Here is a 25,614-nt window from a genome sequence, read left to right as displayed (position 1 = left end):
GAAGTCGCCGGTTCCATGTGGCCCGGGCGCATAATGCAAGAAAGCCCGGCGTTGAAGCAGCGGGCCCAGTCGAGACTCACTATGGAGGCACCGTGAAAGCATTGCAAGGCGTTGAAGGCCAAGTGGTATGGGCTGATGAGCCAAGCCCGACGTGTGATGTCGGGCAAGTTCGCATCCGTGTAGCGGCCGCCGGCCTGAATCGGGCCGATTTGCTGCAAAAAGCCGGACTTTACCCGCCGCCACCCGGCGCCAGCCAGGTGTTGGGGCTGGAGTGTTCCGGCGTCATCAGCGAGGTTGGGCCCGGCTCGTCCTGGCAGGTGGGCGACCGGGTTTGCGCGTTGCTGGCCGGCGGCGGGATGGCCGAGGAAGTGGTGGTCGATGGCCGGCATGTATTGCCGGTGCCGGAGGGCTTGTCATTGGCTGAAGCCGCCGCGCTGCCTGAGGTCTACAGCACCGCATGGTTGAATCTGTTCCAGCTGGCCGGGCTCAAGCCGGGGGAAAAAGTACTGTTGCACGCCGGGGCCAGCGGTGTCGGCTCGGCCGCGATCCAGCTGTGCAAGGCATTTGGCAACCCCTGCTGGGTCAGTGTCGGGTCCGCCGAACGGCTGGCCTATTGCGAGGCCCTGGGTGCCCAGGGCGGCGTGGTGCGCACCGATGGCCTGGAGGGTTTGAACGATCTCGGTCCCTTCGACGTGATCCTCGATCCAGTGGGCGGCAGCTACGCCAAACTCAACGTGAAACTTTTGTCAGTTGACGGCCGCTGGGTGTTGATCGGCCTCATGGGCGGGCGCTCGACCGAACTCGATCTGGCCCAGGTGCTGGGCAAACGCATTCAATTGCTCGGCTCGACCTTGCGCAGTCGTGACGAGCACTTCAAGGCCGACCTGATCAGCGAGATGGGCCAACAGGTGTGGCCGCTGTTTGCCGACAAGCGCCTGAGCCCGCAACTGGCCAAGACCTTCGCCATCAAGGACGCCGAAGCGGCGTTTGCGGAGCTGGCGACCAACCAGGTGTCCGGGAAGCTGGTGTTGGTGATCGATGAAAGCCTGAGCTGATTCGGCCCTGTGGGCGCGAGCTTGCAGGAACACTTGCAGGCCCGCGTCGACATGACTGGCAGCGCCTCATCCCTATCGACGGTGGTTTGCACCTTCGGTCGGCCGCCTGTGTCCGGTGCGCGGGTCCTGCTAGCGTTAACTAATGGGGGATGGGGTAACCGCAGCTTTCATTTCACCCGCCAGGTGAAGAGGTTGATCATGGCCATCACCGAATGGCGCATGCAGGGCGTCGAATTCATTGCCTGCAACTGCAATTGGGGCTGCCCCTGCCAATTCAATGCACCACCGACCCATGGTCACTGCCAGGCGGTGGCGTCGATGCGAGTGGAACACGGGTATTTCAATCAGGTGGCGCTGGACGGCTTGTGCTGGGCCGCCACCTTCGCTTGGCCGGGTGCCATCCATGAGGGCAGCGGCAGTTGCCAGGTGTTCATCGATGAACGCGCCGACGAGGCGCAACGCCAGGCCCTGCTGACCATTCTTTCTGGCTTGGAGAGCGACCCTGGGGCCAACGTGTTTCAGGTGTTCAGCAGTACCATGAGTGAAGCGTTCGAACCGCTGTTCGTGCCAATCACCCTTTCCATCGATGTCGATCAGCGCTTGGCGCACCTGGATATTCCAGGCGTGCTGCGGGCCAGCGGCGAGCCGATCCGCAGCCCGATCGACGGCTCACCTCATCGAGTCCGCCTGTCCCTGCCCAACGGCTTCGAGTTCCTTGAGGCTGAAGTGGCCAGTGGCAGCTACCAGACGCATTCAGCCCTCAAACTACAATCCCAGGGCAGTCATAGCCACCTCGCCCACGTGCACTTCACCGGCCATGGCATAGAGCCGTGAAGGCAGAGCCTCAGGCGGCGATGCCGAGCAAGCGACTGACAGGCGAACAGTTGCTGCTCGTGCTCTGCCTGCTCGCGCTGACCGCCCTGGCCTGGCTGCTGCTGTTGCGCATGGCCCGCGACATGAGTGCGCCGGGCGGCATGGCTGATACGGCAATGGGCGGCATGCTCATGCCCTGGAGCCTGGCCGATGCGCTGCTGATGTTCGCCATGTGGGTGGTGATGATGGTCGGCATGATGCTGCCCAGCACCTTGCCCATGCTGTTGATCTACCAGCAGATGCTGCGCAAGCGCATGCCGGCACCGCAGCGACACCTGGCCCTGCTGCTGTTCTGCAGCGCCTATGTCCTGGTTTGGGCCGGTTTCGCCCTGGGCGCCACGGCGCTGCAATGGGCACTCGAACAGCTCGCCCTGCTCAGTCCGGGGATGCGCAGCACCAGTACCGCGCTGGGCGCCGGCCTGCTGCTGGTCGCAGGCGTCTACCAGTGGCTGCCAAGCAAGGCGGCCTGCCTTGAGCATTGTCGCGGACCGCTGCATTTTCTGCTCAGCTACTGGCGCCCCGACGTGCTCGGGGGCTGGCGCATGGGGCTGGCCCATGGCGCTTACTGCCTGGGCTGCTGCTGGGCCCTGATGGGCCTGCTGTTCGTTGTCGGCGTGATGAACCTGCTCTGGGTGGCCGTGATCGGTGCCTTCATCTTGCTGGAGAAAAACCTGCCGCAGGGACTCTGGCTCAGCCGTCTCTGCGGTGTGTTGTTGCTCGGCTGGAGCTTGTGGCTGCTGCTGGGCTGAACCTGTGGGTGCGAGCAAGCTCGCTCCCACAAGGAGGCTTATTTCCAGGTATGAATCGGCCAACCGGCCGCTTCGGCATGGGCCTTCAACACCGGATCCGGGTTCACCACGTGGGGGAAGTCCACCCGCTGCAACAGCGGCAGGTCATTACGCGAGTCGGAATAGAAGCTCGCGCCTTCCAGGTTCTCCTCCTCGGCGTCCAGCCAGTCCAGCAGCCGCGCGATCTTGCCTTCGCGGTAAGTCAGGGTACCGACGGTCTTGCCGCTGTACACCCCATGGGTCACTTCAAGTTCGATCGCCAGGATCTCGTCGATGCCCAGGCGCTCTGCAATCGGCTTGACCAGGTGCGTGCCCGAGGCCGAGATCACCAGGATCCGGTCGCCGGCCTTGCGGTGTTCGGCGATGGTCTTGGTGGCGTCGCTGAAGATGATCGGTTCGATGAAGTCTTCCACCCAAGGCCCTACCAAGTGTTCGATTTCTTCCGGTGTGCGGCCGATCATCGGTTCCAGGCTGAAGTCCATGTACTCTTCCATGCTCAGCTTGCCGTGGCTGTAGGCGTCCATCAGCGCGTTGTTGCGCTGCATGAACGACTCGGGATCGACCCAGCCCAGGCGCCCCATCTGTTCGCTCCAGAGGGTGGCGCAGTCGCCGTGGATCAGGGTTTCGTCCAGATCAAAAATTGCCAGGGCCATCAGCGCGTTTTCCTCTTCAAGATCAGCTTCAAAATCGATAAAGCCATCAGGCTACCTCACACAGCGCCGATGGATCGATGGAAAGTGCCAATCGTGCGCCATCGGGGTGCAGGTCGGCGGCCGAGCGGTTGAGCACATCGACCACCAATTCCACGCCACGGGCCTCGACCCGGTAGCGAATCACGTTGCCTAACAGGCTGTGGCTGCGGATCAGCGCATCGGCCTGGCCGTTACGGCTCAGTTCGATGGCCTCCGGGCGGATGGCGATGCGACCGTTCACCGGCCGCTGCAGCAATTTGCTCGCACTGTCGGCGTCCAGCAGGTTGTAGTTGCCAATGAAGCCGGCGGCAAAGACATCGACTGGCGCCGTGTAAAGGGTTTCGGCATCGCCGCTTTGTACGATCTTTCCCTGGTTCATCAGGAAAATCCGGTCAGACATGGTCAGGGCTTCTTCCTGATCGTGTGTGACAAAGATCGTAGTCAGGCCCAACTCACGCTGGATCTGTCGGATCTGCTCGCGCAAGTGCTTGCGAATCCGTGCATCCAAGGCCGACAGCGGCTCGTCCAACAGCAACAGGCGCGGCCGGGTCACCAGGGAGCGGGCCAGAGCGACGCGCTGGCATTGGCCGCCGGACAGTTGATGGGGATAGCGGGCGGCAAAATCATGCAGCTCCACCAGGCGCAGGATCTCCAGGACGCGCTGGCGGCTGTCCGCTGTATCGACCTTCTGCATGCGCAGGCCGAAGGCGACGTTTTGCTCCACGGTCATGTTCGGAAACAAGGCGTAGCTTTGGAAAACCATGCCGATGCCGCGTTTCTGCGGGCTCAGCGGGACGATGTCTTGCCCATCGAGGATGATCTTTCCGGCATCCACCGCAGTCAGGCCGGCGATGCAGCGCAACAGCGTGGATTTGCCGCACCCCGAAGGGCCGAGCAGGGTGACGAACTCGCCCTTGCCGATCTCGCAGTTGATGTCGCTGAACACCGGTGTGCCGGCGTAGCTTTTTTGCAAATGTTGGACGCTGACGTAGCTCATTGGCTTTTGTCCTTGTTCAAGATATTGGCCGCCCAGGTCAGGACCAGTACGAAGAAGAAATAGGAAATCACCAGGGCACTGGTGAAGTGGCCGCTGCTGTTGCGCATGTTGTTCAGGTACACCTGCAGGGTTTCATAGCGAGTGCCTACGAGGATGTTGGCGAACACGAATTCGCCGAACAGGAACGAGAAGGACAGCAGCAACGCCACCATCAGACCCTTGCGCAGGTTCGGCAGTACCACCAGGAACGCGGCCTGGAAGGTGCTTGCACCGAGCAACTGGGCGGCGTCCATCAGGTCGCGCAAATTGATGGCTTGCAGGTTGTTGGTGATTGCCCGGTACATGAACGGCAGGGCGACGGTGAAATAGCAGCCGATCAGGATCCACGGCGTACCGACCATCGCCAGCGGCCCGGAGCCGTAGAGTTGCAACAACCCCACCGACGACACCACCGGCGGCACCGCGAAGGGCAGCAGGATGAGGATGTTCATCAGCGCATCGAGCTTGGGAAAGTGGTAGTGCACCACGAACAGCAACGGCAGGATCAACACCACCGAGAGCACCAGTGCACCGACGCAGACCAGCAGCGATTGACCGAAGGCGTGGAGAAAGCGCGGATCGCTCCACAACTGCACATACCATTTGAACGTGAAGCCGCTGGGCAGCACGGTGGCCGACCAACTGCTGGCAATGGAGTAGACGAGTGTGCCGGCCAGGGGCAGCAGCAGGATGGCGAACAGCAGGTAGACCACCACCCGATGATAGAGCCCGACGGAGCCCGGTTCAGCGCGAGACATGGTAGCTCCTCTTGAGCAGCAACTGATGGACGATGGTCACCACGGTCATCAACGCCACCAGTATCACGGCCAAGGCACTGGCCAGGTTCGGGTCGAGGGAAATGTCGCCGGAGACCATGGCCGCGATGCGGATCGGTAGGACGTTGAAGTTGCCGGTGGTCAACGCGTAGACCGTGGCGTAGGCGCCGAGGGCGTTGGCCAGCAGGATCACGAAGGTGCCCAGCAGCGCCGGGGTCAGCACCGGCAAGCCGATGTGCCGCCAGAACTGCCAGCCGTTGGCGCCGAGCAACTCGGCGGATTCGCGCCAGTCTTCGCGCAGGGCGTCGAAGGCCGGGTAGAGCAGCAGCACGCCGAGGGGGATCTGGAAATAGGTGTAGAGAATGATCAGCCCGGTTTTCGAGTACAGGTTGAAATCCTCGATGATCCCCGCCTGCTTGAGCATGATCGTGATGCTGCCGTTGAACCCCAGCAAAATGATGAAAGCGAAGGCCAGGGGCACACCGGCGAAGTTGCTGGTCATGTTGGCAAACGCATTGACGAAGTTGCGCAGCCGCGAATCCACCCGGCGCAGGGAGTAGCTGCCGAGCACCGCGATGACGATGCCGAACACACTGGACCAGAAGCTGATCTCCAGGCTGTGCTGGATGGCTTGCAGGTAGAATTTCGAACTGAAGATCTTGTTGAAGTTGGCCAGGCCCCAGCCGAACTCTTCCGATTCCAGGCTGTTGATCAACACCCAGAGCAGCGGGGCGATCTGGAACACGATGAAGAAAATCGCGAAGGGCACCAGGCACAACGCTGCCAGCCATTTGCCGCGCGTCATGGCGTTCACTTGAGTAACTCCTGGCAATAGGGTTTGTCGTGGTCGACGCCGAGCAATTGGCAAATGGTGCCGCACAACTCGGTCTGCCTCGGCGTGGCAGCGGGATCGAAACTGAAGCTGTCACCCAGGACGAACAGCGGCACCTCCCGTTCCTCGGCCAGCAGGCCATTGTGGGAACGGTCGTTGTTCATGCCGTGGTCGGACGTCACCAGTACCTGGTAGCCGGCGTCGAGCCAGGCTTGCAGGTAGACCGCCAGGTTGATGTCGGCCGAGCGGGCACTGTTGCGGTATTGCGGGGTGTCGAGGCCGTGCTTGTGGCCGGCGTCGTCGATGTTCATCGGATGCACCAGCAGGAAGTTCGGCAAGTAGCGCTGGCGCAGGTGTTCGGCGTCCGCGAACAGATGGGAGTCGGGATAGTGGTCATTCCAATAGAAATGCCCATATTGAATCGGCAGGTCGGGGTTGTCGGTGTGACGGTCGCGACCGGCGACGAAGGGTGACGCGTTGTAGAGCTCGCTGACCCAGTGGTAGGCCGCAGCCGCTGTGCTCAGCCCGGCCTCGGTGGCGTAGTGGAAGATGCTGCGCTGGTTCGACAGGCGCGAGACATTGTTGTGCACGATCCCGCTGTCGATGGGCACGACGCCGGTGAGGATGCATTCGTAGAGCGGGCGGGACAGGGCGGGCAACTCACATTCCAGTTTGTAGAGGGCCGCGCGTCCTGCGCCGACGTAAGCCTGCAAATGCCCCATGGCGTGCCGGGCGACCTCGTGGTTGAGACCGTCGAGCACCACCAGGATGACGTTGTGCTTCATGGATACCAAAACTCCGGATGGACACCAGAAAACTCGGATTCACCGCAGGTCCAATGTGGGAGCGAGCTTGCTCGCGATGAGGACGTGTCAGTCGACATCAATGCTGGCTGATACACCGCTATCGCGAGCAAGCTCGCTCCCACAATTGGATCTCCGTTGGATATCCGAGCGGGGCTGACTACCGCCTCACTGCATATTGATGATCACTTCTTCCTGCCACTTCTGCGGTAATGCCTTGGAGGTCTTCTCCCATGCATCCGCGTCCTTGATCGGGGTCACGCCTTTGTACTGCTCGTTCGGCAGCAGCTTGGCCTGGACCTCTTCCGGCAGTTTCAGGTGCTCGGCACGGATCGGACGGGCGTTGCCCTTGGCCAGGTTGATCTGGCCGGCGTCGCTGAAGATGTACTCACGGGCCAGCTTGGCGGCGTTCGGGTGCTTGGCGTATTTGTTGATGATGGTGGTATAGCCGGAGATGACCGAGCCGTCGGACGGAATCAGCACGACGTAGTCATCCGGGTTGGCCATCTTGGCCTTGTAGCTCAGGCCGTTGAAATCCCAGACCACGCCGACTTCGACTTCACCTTTCTCCATCGTGGCGATGGTCGGGTTGGCCATGGACAGGCGCCCTTGCTTGGCGATCTCGGCGAACATCAGCAGCGCCGGCTGGACGTTCTTCTCGTCGCCGCCATTAGCCAGGGCCGCGGCCAACACGCCGTTGGCGGCCTGGGCGGCGGTGCTCACGTCACCGATGGAGACCTTGTATTTGCCGGTCTTCAGGTCCGCCCATTTGGTCGGCACTTCGGAGCCGTGCAGCAGCTTCTTGTTGACGATGAAGGCGATGGTGCCGGTGTAGGCCAATGCCCAGTTGCCGTCCTTGTCCTTGGCCCAGGCGGGGACCTGCTCCCAAGTGCTTGGCTTGTAGGGCTGGACCACGCCCTGCTTGACCGCGATCGGACCGAAGGCCGCCCCGACGTCGCCGATGTCGGCGCTGGCGTTGTCTTTTTCGGCGGCGAACTTGGCGATTTCCTGGGCCGAGCTCATGTCGGTGTCGATGTGTTTCAGGCCGTAGACCTTGGCCAGGTCGTCCCAGGTGCCTTTCCAGTTTGCCCAGTCATCGGGCATGCCGACGCTGTTCACGGCGCCTTCCGCTTTCGCAGCGGCTTCCAACGTTTTCAGATCGGTGTCAGCGGCCATGGCGGCGGTGCACATGGCAATGGTCGAGCCTAACAGTGATGCCAGGAAAAGCTGTTTCATCCGAAGCTCCTATGGGCGTTTTCAACGCTGCGATTGCGGTTGTGTTGGTCTAGGTCAGCAATACCTGAGCCAATGTAGGCGAGCCCTGTGACATTTTGATGTCGGTGTCCCAGGCGGTGCGAAATGCCAGGCTCGTGAAGGTTGGCTGCGAATTAAGCGTAGACCATGGTTAAACGGCTGATCTGCAAGGACTTGGCCGTTTATTTGCACGCTTGCAAAACGACCGTTCGGCGGCTCTGTCATCTGCCAGTCATGTGCAGTGCCTAGGCTTGCTGGACCCATGAGCGGATCGACGGGCCGTCGATCCTGCCCCGAAACAGTGCTGGTCTAGTCCAGATAGGTAACGTTGATGCGCATCGATGCAACCAAAGCGGTGACAGCCATCGGACAGGTCCTGCAAGAGCAACTCGACCACGGGTTACTGGCGCCAGGCAGCAAGTTGCCGGCCGAGCGCAAGCTCAGTGAATTGTTCGGGACCACCCGTATCACCGTACGCGAGGCGTTGTTGCAGCTCGAAGCCCAGGGGCAGATCTATCGGGAGGAGCGCCGGGGCTGGTTCGTTTCGCCGCCGCGCCTGGCCTACAACCTGATGCAGCGCAGCCATTTCCACGCCATGGTTGCGGCCCAGGGGCGTGTGCCTTCTACTCAAGTGATCTCGGCGCGCCTGCAACCGGCTTCGGCGGCCGTGTGTGCCTGGTTGCAACTGCCGGCGCTCTCCAGCGTGATCCAGATCTGCCGCGTGCGCCGTATCGACGAGCGGCTGGTGCTGTACGTCGAGCATTACCTGAACCCGCAGTACTTTCCGGACATCCTCGGGTTCGACCTCAACCAGTCCATCACCGAACTGTATGCTCGCCACTACGACCTGCACTACGGCCGGGTGAAGTTCGAAATCGTGCCGACCTCTTTGCAACTGGAAGCGGCAGCGGCGTTGAGGGTTTCGGTGGGCAGCCCAGGGCTGCGCATCGCGAGGGTCAACTATGACCAGCACCAGCGGTTGATCGACTGCGACCTGGAGTTCTGGCGACACGATGCGATCCATGTCGGCGTGGATGTGCCGGAGCAACCCGTGTCGGGACCATTGCCGGCGGCCTGAGGCAGGCTCAGAGCGTCTCGTTGAGCTTGCTCAGGATCTTGATCACCACCGTGGCGAGAATCAGCAACATGCCGATCCACATGGCGAAGACCCCGACGTTCTTGTCACGGAAGTTGAAACCGATGGCCAGCAGGATCATGCCGGCGATGATGGGCACCAGCATGGCATTGAACGCAGACATCGAGATCATGACGACGGCCTTGTCGGGGAGGGATAGGGTCAGTCTAGTTGGGGTTTTGCCGGGGTGTACTGATGTGCATCACAACCTCCCCGGAATTTGCGGTGGGCACTGTTGTGGTGAGGGGATTTATCCCCGCGGGGCTGCGAAGCAGCCCCAGAATCCACCAAGCACCGCGATTATCCGCAGGGACGTGGGGGCTGCTTCGCAGCCCAACGGGGATAAATCCCCTCGCCACAGGAGGCCGCACGCATCTGGCCCAGGTAGGTTTGGCGGTTAGGGCAATTCGCGAGACGCGTAGAACGCGCTCAGCACCTTCACCAGGTGCGCCAGGTCATGGCTGCCGCACAATTCGCGGATCGAGTGCATGGCGAAGGTCGGCAGCCCGATGTCCACGGTGCGTACGCCCAACTGGCTGGCGGTGATCGGACCGATGGTCGAGCCGCAGCCCATGTCGCTGCGCACCACGAAACTCTGTACCGGTACTTCTTCAGCCATGCACAGGTGGCGGAAGAATCCGGCGGTTTCGCTGTTGGTGGCGTAGCGTTGGTTGCTGTTGACCTTGATCACCGGCCCGGCGTTGAGCTTGGGACCGTGGTTGGCGTCGTGCTTGTCGGCGTAGTTGGGATGCACGCCGTGGGCGTTGTCCGCCGACACCAGCAGGGATTTCTGAATGGTGCGGACGAACTCTTCACCTTCAGGCAGCAGGCGACGCAGGGTTTGCTCCAGCATCGGGCCGTCGGCGCCACAGGCCGAGCACGAACCGACTTCTTCGTGATCGTTGCACACCAGCACGCAGGTTTCTTCGGTATCAGCGTTCAGCAAGGCTTGCAGGCCGGCGTAGCACGACAGCAGGTTGTCCAGGCGCGCACCGGCGATGAAATCGCCGTGCAGGCCAATGATCGCTGCGCTTTGGGTGTCGTAGAAGCTCAACTCGTAATCGAGCACCACGTCGGCATTCAGGCCGTGTTCGCGGGCCAGTTGATCGGTGAGCACGGCACGGAAATCGACCCGCTCGTCCCCGGCGAACTGGGCAAGGATCGGCGGCAGTTCATTCTGCGGGTTGATGGCCCAGCCCTGGTTGGCTTCACGGTTGAGGTGGATGGCCAGGTTCGGAATCGTGGCGATCGGCGCCTTGAAATCGATCAACTGGCTTTCGACCTTGCCATCGCGACGGAAGGTCACGCGCCCGGCCAGGGACAGGTCGCGGTCGAACCACGGCGCCAGCAACGCGCCGCCATAGACTTCCACGCCCAGTTGCCAGAACCCGTGGCGTTGCAGTTCCGGCTGCGGCTTGACCCGCAGGCAAGGGCTGTCGGTGTGGGCGCCGACCAGGCGGATACCATCGTGCAACGGTGAGTTGCGGCCGAGCTTGAAGGCGATGATCGAGGAGTCGTTGCGCGTGACGTAATAGCGACCGTTGGCCTCGGTGGCCCAGGTCTCGCGTTCGTCAAGACGTTGGTAGCCGGCCGCCTCCAGGCGCTTGGCCAGGCTGGCGGTGGCATGGAACGGGGTAGGGGAGGCCTTGAGGAAGTCGATCAGGCCTTGGTTCAACTCTGCGCGCATAAGTCACTCCAGACAGCGATGGGCGGGAGTTTACCCCATCGACCGCCTGCATTGCAGACCAATCCCCCGTCACGGATTGTTCTGTGGTCCCGCGATTGATCAGTCCGAGACAGCGATCCGCTTGCGCAAATGAGCCATGATCAGGGGCTTGTCTGGTGCCTTGGACGGTTCTGGCAGGTGCTGTGGCCACTCCTCCAGTTGGCCGAACAGCTGTTGCTGACGCTCCGGGTCCAGGCGAAGAATCTCCCGCGATGCCGAATCCCACCAATGGTGGCGGCAAAGGTTGTAGTAGGGATGCTCCGGTGCTGCGCTGCCATACAGCAGGTCGCGACCGATCCTGCGCATGGCGCCGCGCTGGTGGCGCAATTTCCATTTGATCTTCAGGCGCCGCCAGACCGAGGGGAAAGGCCGGGTACGCGGTACGTCATGGCAGCGCTCCACCAACTGCATACTGAACGCCTCGCCGTGTTGGGCAAAGAAGTGCGTCAACATGGTGTGGAAGAAGCGTTTCTCGGCGAAGTAGTGATAGACGTGTTTGTTGGTTTCGTTAATGGTCTGGTTGCGTAGCGTGAACGAGATCGCGATCTGTTCGATGGTGTGGATGTCGAAGCCACCTTCGGTCCATTCATCGATCAGCCCGACGGCCTGGCCCAGCAGCACAGTGTCGTTGTCAGTCACGCCGCACAGCCCGCTGTTGTAGAGCTTGAAGCTGTTGTCCGGGGTGATGCCGTGGGCGCGCAGGCGTGTGCCCAGCTTGAGGTAGTCCTCGCGCTTGCAGACGTAGTCCCAGTTGTATTCGAAGCTGTCCATCAGGTATTGCCCTGGCTGGATTTGCTTGAACAGCAGGTCAGGGTCGGCGAGGAATAGCGTGTCGGTGTCGACGAACAGGGTCTTTTCCGCCAGCGTCAGGCCGGCCTCGATGGCACAGGCCTTGCGCCGGTGAATGTAACCGTTGTGGCCTTGCCATTCGGCCAGCAACTGCGGGCTCAATTCGAGGGCTTCGACCGGCCAGCCGCAGTAGTCCTCAGGTCGGTCCGTCAGGATCCTGATGCTGGGCAGGGTGGCTGGATTGCCGTGGGCCAGGGCAGTCAGGATGCTGAACTTGGCTTCGTGGCGATAGACGTCCTTGTCGCCGTAGATCAGGTACAGCAATTGGTGGCGGACTTTTTCGACGGGTGTTTCCTGGAAATCAATAACCTGCATACCGAGCCTATATCGGATCTAGAACGGTGCCGGGCACTCGAAGCGCAGGCGCTCACCGCTTTGCGGATGGGTGAAGCTGAGCATGCTGGCGTGCAGGCACAGGCGTGGCCAGGCGGCGAGGGCCTGCGGGTGGGCGTAGAGTCCGTCGCCCAGCAGCGGATGACCGATGGACAGCATGTGCACGCGCAATTGGTGCGAGCGCCCGGTAATCGGCGTGAGTTCGACCCGGCACCAGTCGCCGCAACGTTCCAGTACGCGCCAGAAGGTCAGGGCGTGTTTGCCCTGTTCATGGTCCACCACATGCCGGGGTTTGGTCGGTGGGTCGTAGCGCAAGGGCAGGTCGATGCTGCCGCTGTCCAGTTCCGGCTGGCCCCAGCACAACGCCGTGTAGGCTTTTTCGGTTTCACGGTCATGAAATTGCCGGGACAGTTCGCGGTGAGTGTCCGGGTCACGGGCCAGCAGGATGATGCCGGAGGTTTCCCAGTCCAGTCGGTGCACTATTCGGGCTTCCGGATAGCCGTTTTCCTGCAGGCGGGTGATCAGGCAATCCTTGTTGTCGTCGGCCCGGCCGGGCACGGAGAGCAACAGGGTCGGCTTGTCGACCACCAGGACAGCAGCGTCCTGATGAATGATGCGGATGTTGGACAGGGGCATTGAAAGCAGTCTCGTTACAAACGCCAACGGCGGCTCGGCCCCTTCTCAAACCCCAGGGGAGCGAGGAGAAGAGCCCGAGCCGCCGTGGCTCCAGCCGGCGCGATCAGCGATCCGGCAGGGTGATGTTGAGTTCCAGGATCGAGCAGCTGCCCTGGCTTTCCAGTGCCACATGCACGTCATCGCTACCGATGTTGACGTATTTGCGGATCACTTCCACCAGTTCCTTCTGCAAGGCCGGCAGGTAGTCAGGGGTGCTGCGTTGGCCGCGTTCGTGCGCCACGATGATCTGTAGACGCTCTTTCGCGACCGAGGCGGTACTGGGCTTTTTGTTGGCACGAAAGAAGTCAAAAAGGTTCATTACCTACCTCCAAACAGGCGCTCGAAGAAACCTTTCTTCGTTACATCGAGGAAACGATGCTCCACGGTTTTGCCCAGCAGGCGATCGACGGCATCGCTGTATGCCTGGCCGGCATCGCTCTGGTCGTCGAGAATTACCGGCACGCCGGAGTTGGAAGCCTTGAGTACCGCTTGGGATTCCGGAATGACACCCAGCAGGGTGACGGCGAGGATTTCCTTGACGTCTTCGACGCCGAGCATTTCGCCATCGCTGACCCGTTGCGGGTTGTAGCGGGTCAGCAGCAAGTGTTCCTTGATCGGCTCTTCGCCCTGCTCGGCGCGACGGGATTTGCTCGCCAGCAGGCCCAGCATGCGGTCGGAGTCACGCACCGACGAGACTTCCGGGTTGGTCACGACAATCGCTTCGTCGGCGAAGTACATGGCCAAGTGGGCACCTTTCTCGATACCGGCCGGTGAGTCGCAGACCACGAACTCGAAGTCTTCCTTGAGTTGCATCAGGACTTTTTCCACGCCTTCCTGGGTCAGCGCGTCTTTGTCGCGGGTCTGGCTGGCGGCCAGCACGTAGAGGTTCTCAAGGCGCTTGTCCTTGATCAGGGCCTGCTGCAGGTTCGCTTCGCCGTTGACCACGTTGACGAAGTCGTAGACCACGCGGCGCTCGCACCCCATGATCAGGTCCAGGTTACGCAGGCCGACGTCGAAGTCGACGATGACTGTCTTGTGGCCGCGCAAAGCGAGGCCGGTACCGATAGCGGCGCTGGTGGTGGTCTTACCCACACCACCCTTGCCGGATGTAACCACGAGAATCTTGGCCAAGGTGTTTCACCCCTAAGGAAAAAGGACTTTTTCAGCCCCTGAAAAACATCTCTGGAAAACCGCTGCAATTGGACAGGCTTGGCTGGAATCGGCGGTCGGGCGGGGTCTACCTCCGGTAAACACTGCCTGATCCTTTTTCCTACGTCGTTTAAGCCGTTTTCGCTCGTTTTAGAGATGCTTGGAAAATGCGGCAGTATCCGTTAAAGCCGAATGATGTTCAACACGTCGCCCGACAGGCTGATCTGAACGCCGGCCCCCCACAACGGATCGCGGCGCAAATCCTCGGAGACCTTGTACTGCCCGGCGATGGAGACCAGTTCAGCGCTCAATTGCTGACAGAAGATCCTGGCTTTGGTATCGCCCTTGACGCCGGCCAGCGCGCGGCCGCGCATCGGGCCGTATACATGGATGTTGCCATCGGCCAGAAGTTCCGCCCCCGGGCTGACCGAGGACACGATGACCAGATCGCCACCCTGGGCATAAATCTGCTGCCCGCCACGCACAGGCGAGGTGATGACGCGCGTCGGCTTGATAGTGGGTTCTGGTGGTTTTTCCGGGACTTTCTTGGCTTCGACCGGGCTCAGCTCCAGCACGCGTTCCCGGGCGCCGGACGGCGGCAGCACGGGAATGTCCACGGCGATGGCCGCGGCGATGTCTTCGATGCGGCTGGCACGGATCGCCAGGGTGCGCAGACCGTGCTGGCGGCAAACGCGCATCAGGCCCGGCAGGTCCACCGAGCCTTCGCCGGCCGGCAGCTTGTCCAGGGCCAGTACCAGGGGGGCATTGCTGAAGAAGTTCGGGGCTTGGGCGACTTTCGCCGCCAGTTGCCGGTCAAGGCTCTCCAGGTCGTTGCGGGCCAGTTCCAGCACCGTAATGGCGAGCATGCTGCCCTTCAGCTGGAACACGGGATCTTGGTCTAGCGGTTCGGTTTGGCTCATGGTCGGCGTACAACGGCTTGTCACTAAAAGTGCCGAGACTTATAACGAGATCGTCCGCCAGCCGCAACCCGGGTCGAACAATGTAGAATGCGCGGCCCATGTCTTAATGGAAGCTGTAATGGATCGCCCGCGTTTTCGTGCTGCATTTTTTCATCCGCGTTTCTGGCTGCTGTGGTGCGGCCTGGGGCTGTTGTGGCTGATCGTTCAATTGCCTTATCCGTTATTGTTGCGGGTCGGTCGCGTATTGGGGGCGCTGATGTACCGGGTGGCTGGCGACCGACGGCGCATCGCCCGCCGCAACCTGGAACTGTGTTTTCCGGAAAAGACCGCGGCCGAGCGCAAGCGCCTGCTCAAGGAAAACTTTGCCTCCACCGGCATCGCCTTTTTTGAAATGGCCATGAGCTGGTGGTGGTCGCGCTCACGGCTGGCGAAACTGGCCCACGTCGAAGGGCTGGAGCACCTCAAGCAGGCCCAGCGCGAGGGTAAGGGTGTGATCCTGATGGCGCTGCATTTCACCACGCTGGAAATCGGTGCGGCCTTGCTTGGCCAGCAGCACACCATCGATGGCATGTACCGCGAGCACAAGAATCCGCTGTTCGACTACATCCAGCGCCGAGGCCGCGAGCGGCACAACCTCGATTCCCTGGCGGTGGAGCGTGACGACGTGCGCGGCATGCTCAAGCTGCTGCGGGCCGGGCGGGCGATCTGGTATGCACCGGACCAGGACTACGGCGCCAAGCAGAGCGTGTTTGTGCCGCTGTTCGGCATCCAGGCCGCGACGGTCACCGCCACCAGCAAGTTCGCCCGCCTGGGCAAGGCGCTGGTGGTGCCCTTCATCCAGGAACGCCTGGCCGACGGCAGCGGTTATCGCCTGGTGATCCAGGCCCCGCTGACGGATTTTCCGGGGCCGACCGAGGAAGCCGATTGCATCCGCATCAATCAATGGGTCGAGCAGTCGCTGCGCGATTGTCCCGAGCAATACCTCTGGGCCCACCGGCGCTTCAAGAGCCGTCCGCCGGGCGAGCCCAAGCTGTACGACAAGCGTGGCTGAACCGCTAGTCCGCCATTTTTTCAATAGCACCTTGAGCACGGAGCATTGCGATGACCCCAGCTGAACCGGTTACAGGTTTGATTCTTTCCGGCGGCGGGGCTCGAGCGGCGTATCAAGTAGGCGTACTGGCGGCCATCGCTGAATTGCTGCCGGACGGGGCGCGTAACCCGTTTCCGGTAATCGTCGGTACCTCGGCCGGGGCGATCAACGCGGTCAGCCTGGCGAGCGGGGCGATGGACTTCAAGACCGCCATCGAGCGGCTGACGGCGTTCTGGCAAGCGGTGCGCAGCCATCAGGTCATGCGCAGCGACTGGCGAGGCGTGATCGCCCAGGCGACGCGTTTCATTACCCACAGTCTGCTGGGCCTGGGGGCCAAGTTGCCGGTGGCGCTGGTCGACAGTTCGCCGTTGCGCGAACTGCTCCGGGCCCAATTCCACGCCTCGGGCATCGAACAGGCCATTGCCGAGCAGCAATTGCGGGCGGTGGCGGTGACGGCATTCGGTTATGAATCCGGCCAGGCCGTCACCTTCTACCAGGGACGCGGGACGATCCATGCCTGGCTGCGTCACCGGCGTATCGGTGTGCCGACGCAATTGTCGGTGGAGCATCTGTTGGCCAGCTCGGCGATTCCGCTGTTGTTCGCGCCGGTCAGGATCGGTCCGCAATACTTCGGCGACGGCGCGGTGCGTCAATCGGCGCCCATCAGCCCGGCCTTGCACCTGGGGGCCAATCGCGTGCTGGTGATCGGTGTCAGTGGCAACCCCCGCGGTGGTGGCGGGCAGGACCCTTCCGAGCGCAGCTACACGGGCATGCAACCGACCCTGGCGCAGATTGGCGGCCATATGCTCAACAGCACGTTCATCGACAGCCTGGAAAGCGATATCGAATTGCTTGAACGCCTGAACGGGTTCAGCCACCTGCTGCCCGATGACGTCCCGGCCCACGCCCTCGGCGCGGCACCGGTGGACGTGCTGGTGATCTCACCCAGCCAGCCGATCGACGAAATTGCCGCCCGCCATCGCCAGGAATTGCCCCGTGCGTTGCGGCTATTCTTGCGCGGGCCGGGCGCGACCAAGACCAGCGGCGCGGGGGTGCTGAGCTACCTGTTGTTCGAGGCAGGGTATTGCAGCGAACTGATCGAACTGGGACGCCAGGATGCGCTGGCGCAGCGTGAAGAGTTGAGTCGGTTTTTGGGGTTGTCCTGACTGATGCAAGCAGGTCCACCGCTATCGCGAGCAAGCTCGCTCCCACAAGGAATTTGCGGCGGGCGCTAAATCCTGGCTTTCATGAAGCCAATGTGGGAGCGAGCGTGCTCGCGAAGGCGACTGAACATTCAACATTGATGTTGGCTGATGGTCCGCTTTCGCGAGCAAGCCCGCTCCTACAAGGGATTTGTGGTGAGCTCTAAACCTGAGGCTCAGTCAGGTCAGAAATGGTACTTCAGCAAGAAGCTGGTATTGCTCTGGTTGGTCTTGAACCCGTCGCTGTCTTCGATCCCGTACTTGTTCTTCCAGTAGTCATACTCCACGCCCACATACAATTGCTTGGCACCGAGCTTCAACGCCTTGCCCAGGTCGTACTTGATCTGCGGGTTGATGTGCAGGTTGGCGTGGTAGGTGCCTTTGGAATTGCTGTCGTTGTCCACCACCCAGTCGATGAAGCCGTCGATCAGGATGTCGGACGATCCCACGGGAAGGGTATAGGCCCAGGCCGGGGTGATCTGCCAGACGTTGTCGCCGGCGCGCGGGCCTTCGGTCTGGCGGTTGTAGAAGTTCAGCTGGAAGTAGTCGAAGCCGGGAATCGCCAGGTCGAAACCAGGGCCTATCAGGTACGACTCGTTGTCGCCTTCCCCGAATTCATACGTCATGGCCAGCAGCACATCCTTGATCGGGCCCAGTTCCAGCTTCTGGTCGAAGATCTTGCCGAACGACAGGCGCGGGCTGAACTCACCGTAGTAGGTGTTCGGGCCGGACTGGCTGTCGTCCTGGCCGTTATAGAAGATCCGGTCGAGGAAGAAGAAGTTGTCCCCGTACTTCCAGGCGTCGGCGTGCTCGAAGGTCACGGTCTGCTGGATACGCGGGTTGACCTGGAAATCCTTGCCGTACAGGTAGGTCAGGCTGTTGTTCTGCCATTGGAACAGATCGTCGGCCATCGCCTGGCCTGCGGCCAGCAAGGATCCTGCGAGTATCAGGCTGGTGCACGTACGTTTCATTCGGTTTGCTCCCAAAGGTAAGTGGTACCGCTTTTTTTTCAGGTCAGCGCTCTGGTGTGGCGCCTTTTTCCATGGATAAAAAACATCCGTTCGGTCAGCTTTTTGAGCGTGGCGAATGCTGATAGCAAGCGCTGAGCCAAGTCCGGAAAAAATCGGAAAATGGCTTGCCCTGCGGTTTTGAACAGTTGGAAAAGCTGTTTTCAGGGGCGCGTATATGCCCGCCAGCGCCGCAGTCAGTTGGCGGTCTGGTCAGGATCGGAAGGGATCGGGTTGTCGGCTTGCTTCAAACGGCCGCGCAGGATACGGGCTTGCCTTGACGGGCTCAAGTGCCCTGTAACGGCGCATGCGCGGCGAATTCGGGGCGTGATGGCAGGGTCTGGTCATCGGGTGCATTCCTCTTGTTTTTATTGTTGAGGCGCAGGCAGTCGCTGATGGGCGACCGGTGGTGTGCCGGTCGACCTGTCAGCGGTATGACGTTTAACGGGGTGGAGCACGTGGCTCAGTTGGTGTGTGCGCCCTGGTTGATCCAGGCGCCGATCAGATCGCGCTCCTGCTGGGTCATCTGGGTGATGTTGCCCAGTGGCATGATCTGGCTGGTCACGGCCTGGGCCTGGATGCGCGCGGCTTGTTGCTGGATCTGCTGCGGCGTGTCGAACATCACCCCGCCCGGCGCGGCGCTGAACAACGGGCTGGTGGGTTTGGCCGAGTGGCAGACCGAGCAGCGCTCCTGGATCACGCTGTGGACTTTCTCGAACGACGGGCCCTGGGCGTTGGCGGCCTGAGTGGGCGCCGAGGCCGGTGCGGCGGGAGGCGTCGCCGGTTTCGTGCCACCGCCCACTGCCGTTTCCGGCAACGGTTGGTACTCGATCACGCCGGGTGCCTTGGCCACTTCCGGTGCGCTGGGCATGGGCTTGGGACCTGTGACATAAGCCAGGCAGATCATCGCCAGGGCGCCAACGGGTAGCGTCCAGGCAAACCGGTTGCTGTCATGGCGCGTGTTGAAGTAATGCCGCACCAACACCGCGGCCACGGCGATACCGGCCAGGATCAGCCAGTTGTACTGGCTGCCGTAGGTGCTCGGGAAATGGTTGCTGATCATGATGAACAGCACCGGCAGGGTGAAGTAGTTGTTGTGGCGCGAACGCAGCAAGCCCTTGGCCGGCAGTGCCGGGTCGGGGGTGCGATTTTCGGCGATGGCCGCGACCAAGGCACGTTGTGCCGGCATGATGATGCGAAACACGTTGCCGACCATGATCGTCCCGATGACCGCCCCGACATGCAGGTAGGCACCGCGACCGCTGAACACCTTGCTGAAGCCGTAGGCCGCGGCGATCAACAGCACGAACAGGATCAGGCCGAGCAGGGCAGGGCGCTTGCCCAGGGCCGAGTCGCAGAGGAAGGAATAGACGAACCAGCCGACGAGCAACGAGCCGAGGCCCAGGGCCACGCCCTCGGGGCCACTCAGGCTGCTGCCGGGGGCCAGCAGGTAGACGGTCGGGTTCCAGTAGAACACTACGCACAGCAGGGCGATGCCCGACATCCAGGTGAAGTAGGCTTCCCACTTGAACCAGTGCAGGTTGTCCGGCATGGACGGTGGCGCGAGCTTGTATTTTTCCAGGTGGTAGATGCCACCACCGTGGATGGCCCACAGGTCGCCGGCCAGGCCGCTCCTGGGGTTGACGCGATTGAGGTTGTTTTCCAGCCAGACGAAGTAGAACGACGCGCCGATCCAGGCCACGCCAGTGATCATGTGAACCCAGCGAACGCTCAGGTTCAGCCATTCCAGCATATGTGCTTCCACAGTCTTTACCTCTCGCCCGTCACGCTTGTTTTCGCGTGATCGGACCTTCTCTTATTGGTGGGGGGCGAGGATCAAACATTCATCCTCTTTGAAGAAATGCTCATCGCAGTTATTGCCTGTGCCACTGCGATCAACCACCAGGAAGTCATCCCGCTTTTCGATCGTCAGCACCGGGTGGTGCCAGACGCCGCGATGGTAATTGATGCCCTGCCTGCCGTTGGTGACGAAGGCGCGGACCAAGCCTGATACAGGTGCATCGCCAAGTGGCGCGACCACGATCAGAAAGGGGTTGCCGAGCAGCGGGACGAAAGCCTGGCTGCCCAGCGGATGGCGCTCCAGCATGCGCACGGTCAATGGCATGTCCAGCGCGTCGGCGCGGAAAATGCTGATGATCGCCTGATCGTCCGGCGTGGCGGTTTCCACCGTCGCCAGGCGATGGAAACGCATGGTCGAACCGTTGTTGATCATGAAGTGATCGCTGCCGTCGGTTTCGATCACGTCACCGAACGGGGCGAAGGCTTCTTTGGTCAAGGGTTCGATCTTGAGTGTGCGCATGCTGGTCTTCTTACCTTGAATTCTGTGTTGTTTGTTGTGCCGCCATCGCGAGCAAGCTCGCTCCCACAGGGGAATGCATTTCAAATGTGGGAGCGAGCTTGCTCGCGATTTGGGTTCACCCTTATTTCGATACCTTGCCAAGTACCCGCAGGCGACTCACACCACCATCCGGGAACACATTGAGGCGGATGTGGGTGATCGGCCCCAAGGCTTTGATCTGCTCGGCGAAGGTGTGTTCGGCGTGCATTTCCAGCTTCTGGCTCGGCAGCAGTTCGCGCCAGAACAGCGACTGGGTTTCGATCTGGCTGTCGGTGCCGCCCTTGACGAACGCGCCCTGGATCGAGCAGCTGTCGGGGTAGTTGCCCTTGAAGTGCAGCGTGTCGACGATGACTTGCTCGACCTCGCCGGCATGGCCCAGGGCGACGATGACCCAGTCATTGCCCGGGGTACGACGACGGGCGGTTTCCCAGCCGTCGCCCATGTTCACGCCGCGACCCGGGTTGAGGATGTTGCTCATGCGGCCGAAGTGCTCGTCGGAACAGGCCAGGGCGCGGCCACCGTTGAGGGCGGCGGCCAAGTCGATCTGTTCGTTGTCGCCCACGGCCGACCAGTCGCGGTACGGAATGCCGTAGACCCGCAACCGGGCTACGCCACCATCGGGGTAGATGTTGAAACGCAGGTGGCTGAAGGCCTGGTCATTGCTGATTTCGTGGTAGTGGTGACTGTTGCCTTGCAGCTCGACGGCCGACAGCACTTCTGTCCACTGGGTGTTTTCGTCCGGTTCGCCCTCGGTCAGGAAGCAGGCTTCCAGGGACGCCGACGGTGGGTAGTTGCCGGTGAAGAATGAGGTGTCGATGTCCACGCCCTTGATCGAGCCTGCCACACCCAGGCGGATTACCGCGCTGTCGTAACCTTCGAAGCGCTTGCGCCGCGACTCCCAGCCGTCCATCCACTTGCCATTGTCATCGAACACGCCCTCCTTCCACACGGCAGGGGTCGGCTGGAACAGACGGTTGGCGTCGGCGAACCAGTCATCGGTGACCGAGATGATCCGGGTGCCCAGGCGGGCGTCGGCCAGGTTGACGAACTTCTCGAAAGGTACGGCGTAAGCTTTCATTCTTCTTGTCTGCCTTTAAATAGGTTGGCTGGGGATGCTTGCAGGACCTGGGGTAGCAGGGCTGCTCGCTAAAGGGTCAGTAATCGGAACAACGCGATCTTGTTGATCTCTGCTAGCGCGCATGTGAATTCGGTGTCTACCGAGTGATGGATGCGCGTTTCGAACGCCGCGAGGATCTGATGCCGGTTGCTGCCTTTTACCGCCATGATGAAGGGAAACTTGAACTTGGCCTTGTAGGCGTCGTTCAGCTCGGTGAAGCGTTGAAACTCTTCGGCCGTGCATTGGTGTATACCGGCGCCGGCCTGTTCGTTCGTGCTGGCTTCGGTCAGTTGGCCCTGGACGGCGGCTTTGCCGGCCAGGTCAGGGTGAGCGTTGATCAGCGCCAGCTGGCTGGCGTGATCGGCGCGGAGCAGGATGTCGCTCATGCGCTGGTGCAAGGTCTCGATCTCGTCGATCGAAGGGTCCTGGCCCAGGTCAAACGCCTTTTCGGCGACCCATGGCGAATGTTCATAGATATCGGCAAAGGCCCGGACGAAGGCTTCACGGCTCAAGGTAGAGGGCTTGAGGGTCTGGAAGGCGGTCATTTCGACGCTCCTGGTTTCGAAGCCCCTTGATACGGGTGGGTCTGTTGCCAGTGGCGGGCGATGTCGACACGGCGGCTGAACCAGACGTGTTCATGGCCCTTGACGTATTCGAGGAAACGCTTGAGGGAGGCCAGGCGTGCGGGGCGGCCGATCAGCCGGCAGTGCAGCCCAATGGAAAGCATCTTCGGTGCCTCGGCGCCTTCTGCGTACAACACGTCGAAAGCGTCCTTGAGGTATTGGAAGAAGTCATCACCCTTGTTGAAACCCTGCACCTGGGTGAAGCGCATGTCGTTGGTGTCCAGGGTGTAGGGGATCACCAGGTGCGGCTTGCCGTGGGGGGTATTCGGTTCCCAGTAGGGCAGGTCGTCGTCGTAGGTGTCGCTGTCATAGAGGAAGCCGCCTTCCTCCATCACCAGGCGCCGGGTGTTCGGGCCGGTGCGGCCGGTGTACCAGCCCAGCGGACGCTCGCCAGTGATTTCGGTGAGGATGCGGATCGCTTCGAGCATGTGCTCGCGCTCCTGGGCCTCATCCATGTATTGGTAGTCGATCCAGCGATAGCCGTGGCTGCAGATTTCGTGACCGGCGGCGACCATGGCGCGAATCACGTCCGGGTGACGCTGGGCAGCCATGGCCACGGCGAAGATGGTCAGCGGGATATCGAACGTCTTGAACAGCTTGAGGACACGCCAGACGCCGGCACGGCTGCCATACTCGTACAGCGATTCCATGCTCATGTTGCGCTCGCCCTGCAGCGGTTGCGCCGCGACCATCTCTGAGAGAAACGCCTCGGACTCCTTGTCGCCATGCAGGACGTTGCGCTCGCCACCTTCCTCGTAATTGAGCACGAACGACAGGGCGACGCGGGCATTGCCCGGCCAATGGGGATGGGGAGGGTTACTGCCGTAACCGATCAGGTCGCGTGGGTAGTCAGCGCTCACTGCAGTTTTCCTTCTTGTTCGAACCATATAGGTGGCGCCTTGGTGATGAATGTCAGGCTGGCGTCACGGCGATGGATTGATTGTATACAACTTTGTGCGCGATTTGTAAGCCTGATTTTTTGCATTTTTCACCGTGTCTCCTGTGTTGTCTACACTGCAAGAAACCTGCCCACTTGGTCAATGAATCGTTGGGAGGATCTTGTATTCATTAGGTTTGACTTGAACGTGGGGCTGGCGTGCGGTCGCGCAGCCAGGGGCGTAAATATTTGTTTTTTATTGTGTACAATTTTCTTTTAAAGTGTCTTAATTCTTTCATCGCCGTAGCGTTTCGTGCTCCGAAACGGTGCGGCCGGTCTTTCAACTGATTCAGGAGGCGTCGGGCCGGACTGCACTGCAGCGAGGCGCGCACAATCAATGGGACGTTTGACTACTCACGTTTTGGATGCCGCACACGGCTGCCCGGGCAGCTCGATCAAGATCGAGCTGTACCGCGTGGAAGGTTCGCAACTGCACTGTGTCGCCAGTGCGCTGACCAACAGCGACGGCCGCTGCGACGCGCCGCTGCTGCAAGGGGATGACTACCGTTCGGGTGTCTATCAATTGCAATTCCATGCCGGCGATTACTACCGTGCCCGTGGCGTCCAACTGCCCGATCCGGCATTCCTGGATGTGGTGGTGCTGCGCTTCGGTATTTCGGCCGAGCAGGAGCACTACCACGTGCCATTGCTGATTTCGCCCTACGCCTATTCAACCTATCGAGGCAGCTGATCCCCCAAGCAGCTGCCTCTCCTGGAAGCGACTGCGCATGGCGCTTCTTTGGTTTTCGCCCGCTCACACTGCGGGCTTTTTTTTGCCTGCGGGTTTACAGCCGGGCGTTGTCATCGCGAATGATGAAGACGGTGTCGGCGAAGCCTGGCAGGATCTGCGAACCGCCCTTGAGCCAGATGATCCTGTTGGCCTCGTGGGCGTCCTTGACGGCTTGCGCGGCGGCGTCGCCGACCTGGGTTTCCAGGTTCATGCCGGTCGTGTTGGGGTTGTTTTGCATGGGTATGGACAGCTTTGGGATCCGGGTGCGGTGCAGGCTCATGAAAAACAGGTTGTCATGGCCTGTGCGTCGAAAGACCAGGGCCGGAAAACTGTTGAAGCTGTTGGGCTCCATGACTGTGTAACCATTGCGGGTCAGCAGGCCGGCCATGAAACGCTTGAAGTCCATGGTCGAGTAGGTCGAGAGGAAGTCATCCCATTGGCTCCGAAACCGCATGGGGTCGAAGTCCAACCGGTTCAAGGCACCCGTCGAGGACGGGGCGGGCAGCTCGATGGTGCGTGACGTATGGGTGATGCCCGATGTGGTGGGAAGAATCGACAGCATCAGCAACGGATCGCTCCATTGCGGGTGCGGTGAAGGGGTGGCGTGCGTCCAGCTGTGGAAAATCTGCCGAAGGGCAGTCAGTCCCGCGGCGTCGGCATACGGTGAGCTGTTGGCCAGCTCGAATTGCTTCCTGGCGATGTTTCCCAGGGTGACGGTGGTGACCTCCGGAAAAACGTCCCTGACGTGAGCCGTCAGTGGTTTGTCGAAGGGCAGCCGGGCATCGATTTCCCAGTGATTGTCCGGCGGAATGCGTATCACGGCCCTGGGCTGTTCCTCGGGCGTGTGCCTGAGAATGGCCTCCAGCACGTCGAAATCATAGGCTGGGTGCGTGGGCGGCTGAATGTAGATGATCGGGAATTCTCGTGCGTCCATGCGGCTCATCACCTTGTAGTGGACACCGTTCGCAGTGATGAACTGGGGCAGCGCGAGTGTTGGCGTGAACGCCCAATCCGGCCTGAATGCCGGCGGGTTTTGCGCGGTGGCTTCGCTTTGCGTAGGTGGTGTCGTGCGCGGACGCTTGGGCGCAATCGCGGGCGACGAATCATCGTCCGACAGGCTGTGCAAGGTGATGGTCAGCGATGAGTCACTGCTCTGGGCTTCGATCGCAACGGCCACCCGCCGCCACAGCAGGCTGCCTGGCACTTGTTCCAGGCGTGGCCCGGAGGCGATCAGTTCGGCGCTGGACCGGGCACTGTAATGGTCCTCGGCATCACGGCCCAGCAGCACCGTCCCACCGTCTTCCAGTTCGACGTAGGTGCGTGTCCTGAATGTCCGGATTCCTGAGGTGGCGTCGGGCTCCGATAGCAGGGGAACCAGTTCTGGCGAAAGGTAATAGGGTTCCAACGACAGGGCGACGGACACCGTGCCGATGGGCTCCGGTGAATCGATCTCGGAGAGGTGGACAGGGGATTGCCGGGGATCGGGCGCCTGGGTGTCGCTTCCCGATGGCGAGCTGGAGGTCGGGCCGCTCCCGTCTCCCCTGATGGGATGCCTGGGCAATGCTTCTGCTTGCGCGTCGCGATGGGTGTGGGGTGCATCGGGGGATTGGCCTGGCACCGTGGGCCGGATGGGTCGTTTTGGACTCATGGGAT

General features: G+C 61.4%; 27 protein-coding genes. 7 read left to right on the top strand and 20 right to left on the bottom strand.

The window, feature by feature from the left end; genetic code table 11:
• Nucleotides 1-92 precede the first annotated feature (92 nt).
• From ACMTA2_RS24700 to ACMTA2_RS24690, 3 genes are all read left to right on the top strand, one after another.
• The gene (locus ACMTA2_RS24700; RefSeq protein ID WP_413792166.1) at nucleotides 93-1,055 is read left to right on the top strand and encodes a zinc-binding dehydrogenase; all 963 of its coding nucleotides are present in this window, start codon (nucleotides 93-95) and stop codon (nucleotides 1,053-1,055) included.
• 198 nt (nucleotides 1,056-1,253) lie between these two features.
• On the top strand, nucleotides 1,254-1,889 hold the full coding sequence (locus ACMTA2_RS24695; protein WP_413792165.1) for a DUF1326 domain-containing protein: 636 nt from the start codon (nucleotides 1,254-1,256) through the stop codon (nucleotides 1,887-1,889).
• Entirely contained in the window at nucleotides 1,886-2,677 is a 792-nt protein-coding gene (locus tag ACMTA2_RS24690) for a DUF2182 domain-containing protein (RefSeq protein WP_413792164.1), read from the top strand. Before ACMTA2_RS24695 ends, ACMTA2_RS24690 begins: the two co-directional genes overlap by 4 nt.
• A 38-nt stretch (nucleotides 2,678-2,715) precedes the next feature.
• Here the strand turns inward: ACMTA2_RS24690 and ACMTA2_RS24685 are convergent, their stop codons facing one another.
• The 6 genes from ACMTA2_RS24685 to ACMTA2_RS24660 all read right to left on the bottom strand — a co-directional run bounded on the left by ACMTA2_RS24685 (nucleotide 2,716) and on the right by ACMTA2_RS24660 (nucleotide 8,091).
• Nucleotides 2,716-3,369 (bottom strand): HAD family hydrolase, encoded by a 654-nt coding sequence (locus tag ACMTA2_RS24685; protein WP_413792163.1) that lies wholly within the window; start codon nucleotides 3,367-3,369, stop codon nucleotides 2,716-2,718.
• A gap of 46 nt (nucleotides 3,370-3,415) precedes the next feature.
• On the bottom strand, nucleotides 3,416-4,405 hold the full coding sequence (locus tag ACMTA2_RS24680) for an ABC transporter ATP-binding protein (protein WP_413792162.1): 990 nt from the start codon (nucleotides 4,403-4,405) through the stop codon (nucleotides 3,416-3,418).
• Nucleotides 4,402-5,202 carry an ABC transporter permease gene (locus tag ACMTA2_RS24675; RefSeq protein ID WP_027911529.1) on the bottom strand — a complete coding sequence of 267 codons (801 nt, stop codon included), beginning with the start codon at nucleotides 5,200-5,202 and terminating at the stop codon, nucleotides 4,402-4,404. The genes ACMTA2_RS24680 and ACMTA2_RS24675 overlap by 4 nt, the downstream gene beginning before the upstream one ends.
• Complete coding sequence (locus ACMTA2_RS24670) at nucleotides 5,189-6,025, bottom strand: ABC transporter permease (RefSeq protein WP_413795716.1); 837 nt, start codon at nucleotides 6,023-6,025, stop codon at nucleotides 5,189-5,191. The genes ACMTA2_RS24675 and ACMTA2_RS24670 overlap by 14 nt, the downstream gene beginning before the upstream one ends.
• A gap of 5 nt (nucleotides 6,026-6,030) precedes the next feature.
• Nucleotides 6,031-6,837, bottom strand: a complete 807-nt coding sequence (locus ACMTA2_RS24665; protein WP_413792161.1) for an alkaline phosphatase family protein — start codon at nucleotides 6,835-6,837, stop codon at nucleotides 6,031-6,033.
• Between the two features lie 186 nt (nucleotides 6,838-7,023).
• Entirely contained in the window at nucleotides 7,024-8,091 is a 1,068-nt protein-coding gene (locus tag ACMTA2_RS24660; protein ID WP_413792160.1) for an ABC transporter substrate-binding protein, read from the bottom strand.
• A 349-nt stretch (nucleotides 8,092-8,440) separates the two neighbouring features.
• Here ACMTA2_RS24660 and ACMTA2_RS24655 point away from each other — a divergent pair, with 349 nt between their 5' ends.
• On the top strand, nucleotides 8,441-9,187 hold the full coding sequence (locus ACMTA2_RS24655) for a UTRA domain-containing protein (protein ID WP_413792159.1): 747 nt from the start codon (nucleotides 8,441-8,443) through the stop codon (nucleotides 9,185-9,187).
• 7 nt (nucleotides 9,188-9,194) lie between these two features.
• On the opposite strand, the gene ACMTA2_RS24650 is transcribed toward ACMTA2_RS24655, so the two are convergent.
• The 7 genes from ACMTA2_RS24650 to minC all read right to left on the bottom strand — a co-directional run bounded on the left by ACMTA2_RS24650 (nucleotide 9,195) and on the right by minC (nucleotide 14,896).
• The gene (locus ACMTA2_RS24650; RefSeq protein WP_413792158.1) at nucleotides 9,195-9,377 is read right to left on the bottom strand and encodes a hypothetical protein; all 183 of its coding nucleotides are present in this window, start codon (nucleotides 9,375-9,377) and stop codon (nucleotides 9,195-9,197) included.
• Between the two features lie 264 nt (nucleotides 9,378-9,641).
• The gene (locus tag ACMTA2_RS24645; RefSeq protein ID WP_413792157.1) at nucleotides 9,642-10,931 is read right to left on the bottom strand and encodes a M18 family aminopeptidase; all 1,290 of its coding nucleotides are present in this window, start codon (nucleotides 10,929-10,931) and stop codon (nucleotides 9,642-9,644) included.
• A gap of 99 nt (nucleotides 10,932-11,030) precedes the next feature.
• Nucleotides 11,031-12,134 (bottom strand): hypothetical protein, encoded by a 1,104-nt coding sequence (locus ACMTA2_RS24640; protein ID WP_413792156.1) that lies wholly within the window; start codon nucleotides 12,132-12,134, stop codon nucleotides 11,031-11,033.
• Nucleotides 12,135-12,152: 18 nt separating this feature from the next.
• Nucleotides 12,153-12,788: an RluA family pseudouridine synthase gene (locus ACMTA2_RS24635; protein ID WP_018612476.1), complete on the bottom strand. Its 636-nt coding sequence runs from the start codon at nucleotides 12,786-12,788 to the stop codon at nucleotides 12,153-12,155.
• 103 nt (nucleotides 12,789-12,891) lie between these two features.
• Nucleotides 12,892-13,146 (bottom strand): cell division topological specificity factor MinE, encoded by a 255-nt coding sequence (gene minE, locus ACMTA2_RS24630; RefSeq protein ID WP_003179111.1) that lies wholly within the window; start codon nucleotides 13,144-13,146, stop codon nucleotides 12,892-12,894.
• Nucleotides 13,146-13,958 (bottom strand): septum site-determining protein MinD, encoded by an 813-nt coding sequence (gene minD, locus ACMTA2_RS24625; RefSeq protein ID WP_025214989.1) that lies wholly within the window; start codon nucleotides 13,956-13,958, stop codon nucleotides 13,146-13,148. The genes minE and minD overlap by 1 nt, the downstream gene beginning before the upstream one ends.
• Nucleotides 13,959-14,158: 200 nt before the next feature.
• Entirely contained in the window at nucleotides 14,159-14,896 is a 738-nt protein-coding gene (minC, locus tag ACMTA2_RS24620; protein WP_413792155.1) for a septum site-determining protein MinC, read from the bottom strand.
• A gap of 118 nt (nucleotides 14,897-15,014) precedes the next feature.
• Between minC and ACMTA2_RS24615 the strand changes: the two genes are divergently transcribed.
• Both ACMTA2_RS24615 and ACMTA2_RS24610 read left to right on the top strand, forming a co-directional pair.
• Nucleotides 15,015-15,947, top strand: a complete 933-nt coding sequence (locus ACMTA2_RS24615; RefSeq protein ID WP_413792154.1) for a lipid A biosynthesis lauroyl acyltransferase — start codon at nucleotides 15,015-15,017, stop codon at nucleotides 15,945-15,947.
• Between the two features lie 50 nt (nucleotides 15,948-15,997).
• A complete protein-coding gene (locus ACMTA2_RS24610) occupies nucleotides 15,998-17,152 on the top strand; it encodes a patatin-like phospholipase family protein (RefSeq protein ID WP_413792153.1) in 1,155 nt (384 codons plus the stop codon).
• Between the two features lie 221 nt (nucleotides 17,153-17,373).
• Here the strand turns inward: ACMTA2_RS24610 and ACMTA2_RS24605 are convergent, their stop codons facing one another.
• From ACMTA2_RS24605 to puuE, 6 genes are all read right to left on the bottom strand, one after another.
• A complete protein-coding gene (locus ACMTA2_RS24605) occupies nucleotides 17,374-18,159 on the bottom strand; it encodes an outer membrane protein OmpK (protein ID WP_413792152.1) in 786 nt (261 codons plus the stop codon).
• 499 nt (nucleotides 18,160-18,658) lie between these two features.
• Nucleotides 18,659-19,960 (bottom strand): urate hydroxylase PuuD, encoded by a 1,302-nt coding sequence (locus ACMTA2_RS24600; RefSeq protein ID WP_413792151.1) that lies wholly within the window; start codon nucleotides 19,958-19,960, stop codon nucleotides 18,659-18,661.
• 51 nt (nucleotides 19,961-20,011) lie between these two features.
• Nucleotides 20,012-20,515, bottom strand: coding sequence for an ureidoglycolate lyase (locus ACMTA2_RS24595; RefSeq protein WP_413792150.1), 504 nt, complete (start codon nucleotides 20,513-20,515; stop codon nucleotides 20,012-20,014).
• Nucleotides 20,516-20,636: 121 nt separating this feature from the next.
• The gene (gene alc, locus ACMTA2_RS24590; protein ID WP_413792149.1) at nucleotides 20,637-21,632 is read right to left on the bottom strand and encodes an allantoicase; all 996 of its coding nucleotides are present in this window, start codon (nucleotides 21,630-21,632) and stop codon (nucleotides 20,637-20,639) included.
• 68 nt (nucleotides 21,633-21,700) lie between these two features.
• Nucleotides 21,701-22,216 carry a 2-oxo-4-hydroxy-4-carboxy-5-ureidoimidazoline decarboxylase gene (uraD, locus tag ACMTA2_RS24585; RefSeq protein ID WP_413792148.1) on the bottom strand — a complete coding sequence of 172 codons (516 nt, stop codon included), beginning with the start codon at nucleotides 22,214-22,216 and terminating at the stop codon, nucleotides 21,701-21,703.
• Nucleotides 22,213-23,154, bottom strand: coding sequence for an allantoinase PuuE (gene puuE / locus ACMTA2_RS24580; protein ID WP_413792147.1), 942 nt, complete (start codon nucleotides 23,152-23,154; stop codon nucleotides 22,213-22,215). Before puuE ends, uraD begins: the two co-directional genes overlap by 4 nt.
• A 414-nt stretch (nucleotides 23,155-23,568) precedes the next feature.
• Here puuE and uraH point away from each other — a divergent pair, with 414 nt between their 5' ends.
• Nucleotides 23,569-23,922 (top strand): hydroxyisourate hydrolase, encoded by a 354-nt coding sequence (gene uraH, locus ACMTA2_RS24575; protein WP_122566981.1) that lies wholly within the window; start codon nucleotides 23,569-23,571, stop codon nucleotides 23,920-23,922.
• Nucleotides 23,923-24,016: 94 nt separating this feature from the next.
• On the opposite strand, the gene ACMTA2_RS24570 is transcribed toward uraH, so the two are convergent.
• The gene (locus tag ACMTA2_RS24570) at nucleotides 24,017-25,609 is read right to left on the bottom strand and encodes a hypothetical protein (RefSeq protein ID WP_413792146.1); all 1,593 of its coding nucleotides are present in this window, start codon (nucleotides 25,607-25,609) and stop codon (nucleotides 24,017-24,019) included.
• Nucleotides 25,610-25,614 lie beyond the last annotated feature (5 nt).

Source organism: Pseudomonas medicaginis (assembly GCF_965119365.1).
Taxonomy (GTDB): domain Bacteria; phylum Pseudomonadota; class Gammaproteobacteria; order Pseudomonadales; family Pseudomonadaceae; genus Aquipseudomonas.
This window is presented reverse-complemented; position numbering and strand designations above follow the sequence as displayed.

Coding starts and splice junctions, on each gene's coding strand:
- ACMTA2_RS24655 (WP_413792159.1), top strand. CDS start 8,441: ATGCGCATCGATGCAACCAAAGCGGTGACAGCCATCGGACAGGTCCTG.
- ACMTA2_RS24605 (WP_413792152.1), bottom strand. CDS start 18,159: ATGAAACGTACGTGCACCAGCCTGATACTCGCAGGATCCTTGCTGGCC.
- ACMTA2_RS24660 (WP_413792160.1), bottom strand. CDS start 8,091: ATGAAACAGCTTTTCCTGGCATCACTGTTAGGCTCGACCATTGCCATG.
- minE (WP_003179111.1), bottom strand. CDS start 13,146: ATGAACCTTTTTGACTTCTTTCGTGCCAACAAAAAGCCCAGTACCGCC.
- ACMTA2_RS24595 (WP_413792150.1), bottom strand. CDS start 20,515: ATGCGCACACTCAAGATCGAACCCTTGACCAAAGAAGCCTTCGCCCCG.
- ACMTA2_RS24695 (WP_413792165.1), top strand. CDS start 1,254: ATGGCCATCACCGAATGGCGCATGCAGGGCGTCGAATTCATTGCCTGC.
- ACMTA2_RS24615 (WP_413792154.1), top strand. CDS start 15,015: ATGGATCGCCCGCGTTTTCGTGCTGCATTTTTTCATCCGCGTTTCTGG.
- alc (WP_413792149.1), bottom strand. CDS start 21,632: ATGAAAGCTTACGCCGTACCTTTCGAGAAGTTCGTCAACCTGGCCGAC.
- ACMTA2_RS24610 (WP_413792153.1), top strand. CDS start 15,998: ATGACCCCAGCTGAACCGGTTACAGGTTTGATTCTTTCCGGCGGCGGG.
- ACMTA2_RS24650 (WP_413792158.1), bottom strand. CDS start 9,377: ATGATCTCGATGTCTGCGTTCAATGCCATGCTGGTGCCCATCATCGCC.
- ACMTA2_RS24640 (WP_413792156.1), bottom strand. CDS start 12,134: ATGCAGGTTATTGATTTCCAGGAAACACCCGTCGAAAAAGTCCGCCAC.
- ACMTA2_RS24675 (WP_027911529.1), bottom strand. CDS start 5,202: ATGTCTCGCGCTGAACCGGGCTCCGTCGGGCTCTATCATCGGGTGGTG.
- uraH (WP_122566981.1), top strand. CDS start 23,569: ATGGGACGTTTGACTACTCACGTTTTGGATGCCGCACACGGCTGCCCG.
- ACMTA2_RS24645 (WP_413792157.1), bottom strand. CDS start 10,931: ATGCGCGCAGAGTTGAACCAAGGCCTGATCGACTTCCTCAAGGCCTCC.
- minC (WP_413792155.1), bottom strand. CDS start 14,896: ATGAGCCAAACCGAACCGCTAGACCAAGATCCCGTGTTCCAGCTGAAG.
- ACMTA2_RS24680 (WP_413792162.1), bottom strand. CDS start 4,405: ATGAGCTACGTCAGCGTCCAACATTTGCAAAAAAGCTACGCCGGCACA.
- ACMTA2_RS24670 (WP_413795716.1), bottom strand. CDS start 6,025: ATGACGCGCGGCAAATGGCTGGCAGCGTTGTGCCTGGTGCCCTTCGCG.
- ACMTA2_RS24685 (WP_413792163.1), bottom strand. CDS start 3,369: ATGGCCCTGGCAATTTTTGATCTGGACGAAACCCTGATCCACGGCGAC.
- uraD (WP_413792148.1), bottom strand. CDS start 22,216: ATGACCGCCTTCCAGACCCTCAAGCCCTCTACCTTGAGCCGTGAAGCC.
- ACMTA2_RS24570 (WP_413792146.1), bottom strand. CDS start 25,609: ATGAGTCCAAAACGACCCATCCGGCCCACGGTGCCAGGCCAATCCCCC.
- ACMTA2_RS24635 (WP_018612476.1), bottom strand. CDS start 12,788: ATGCCCCTGTCCAACATCCGCATCATTCATCAGGACGCTGCTGTCCTG.
- ACMTA2_RS24665 (WP_413792161.1), bottom strand. CDS start 6,837: ATGAAGCACAACGTCATCCTGGTGGTGCTCGACGGTCTCAACCACGAG.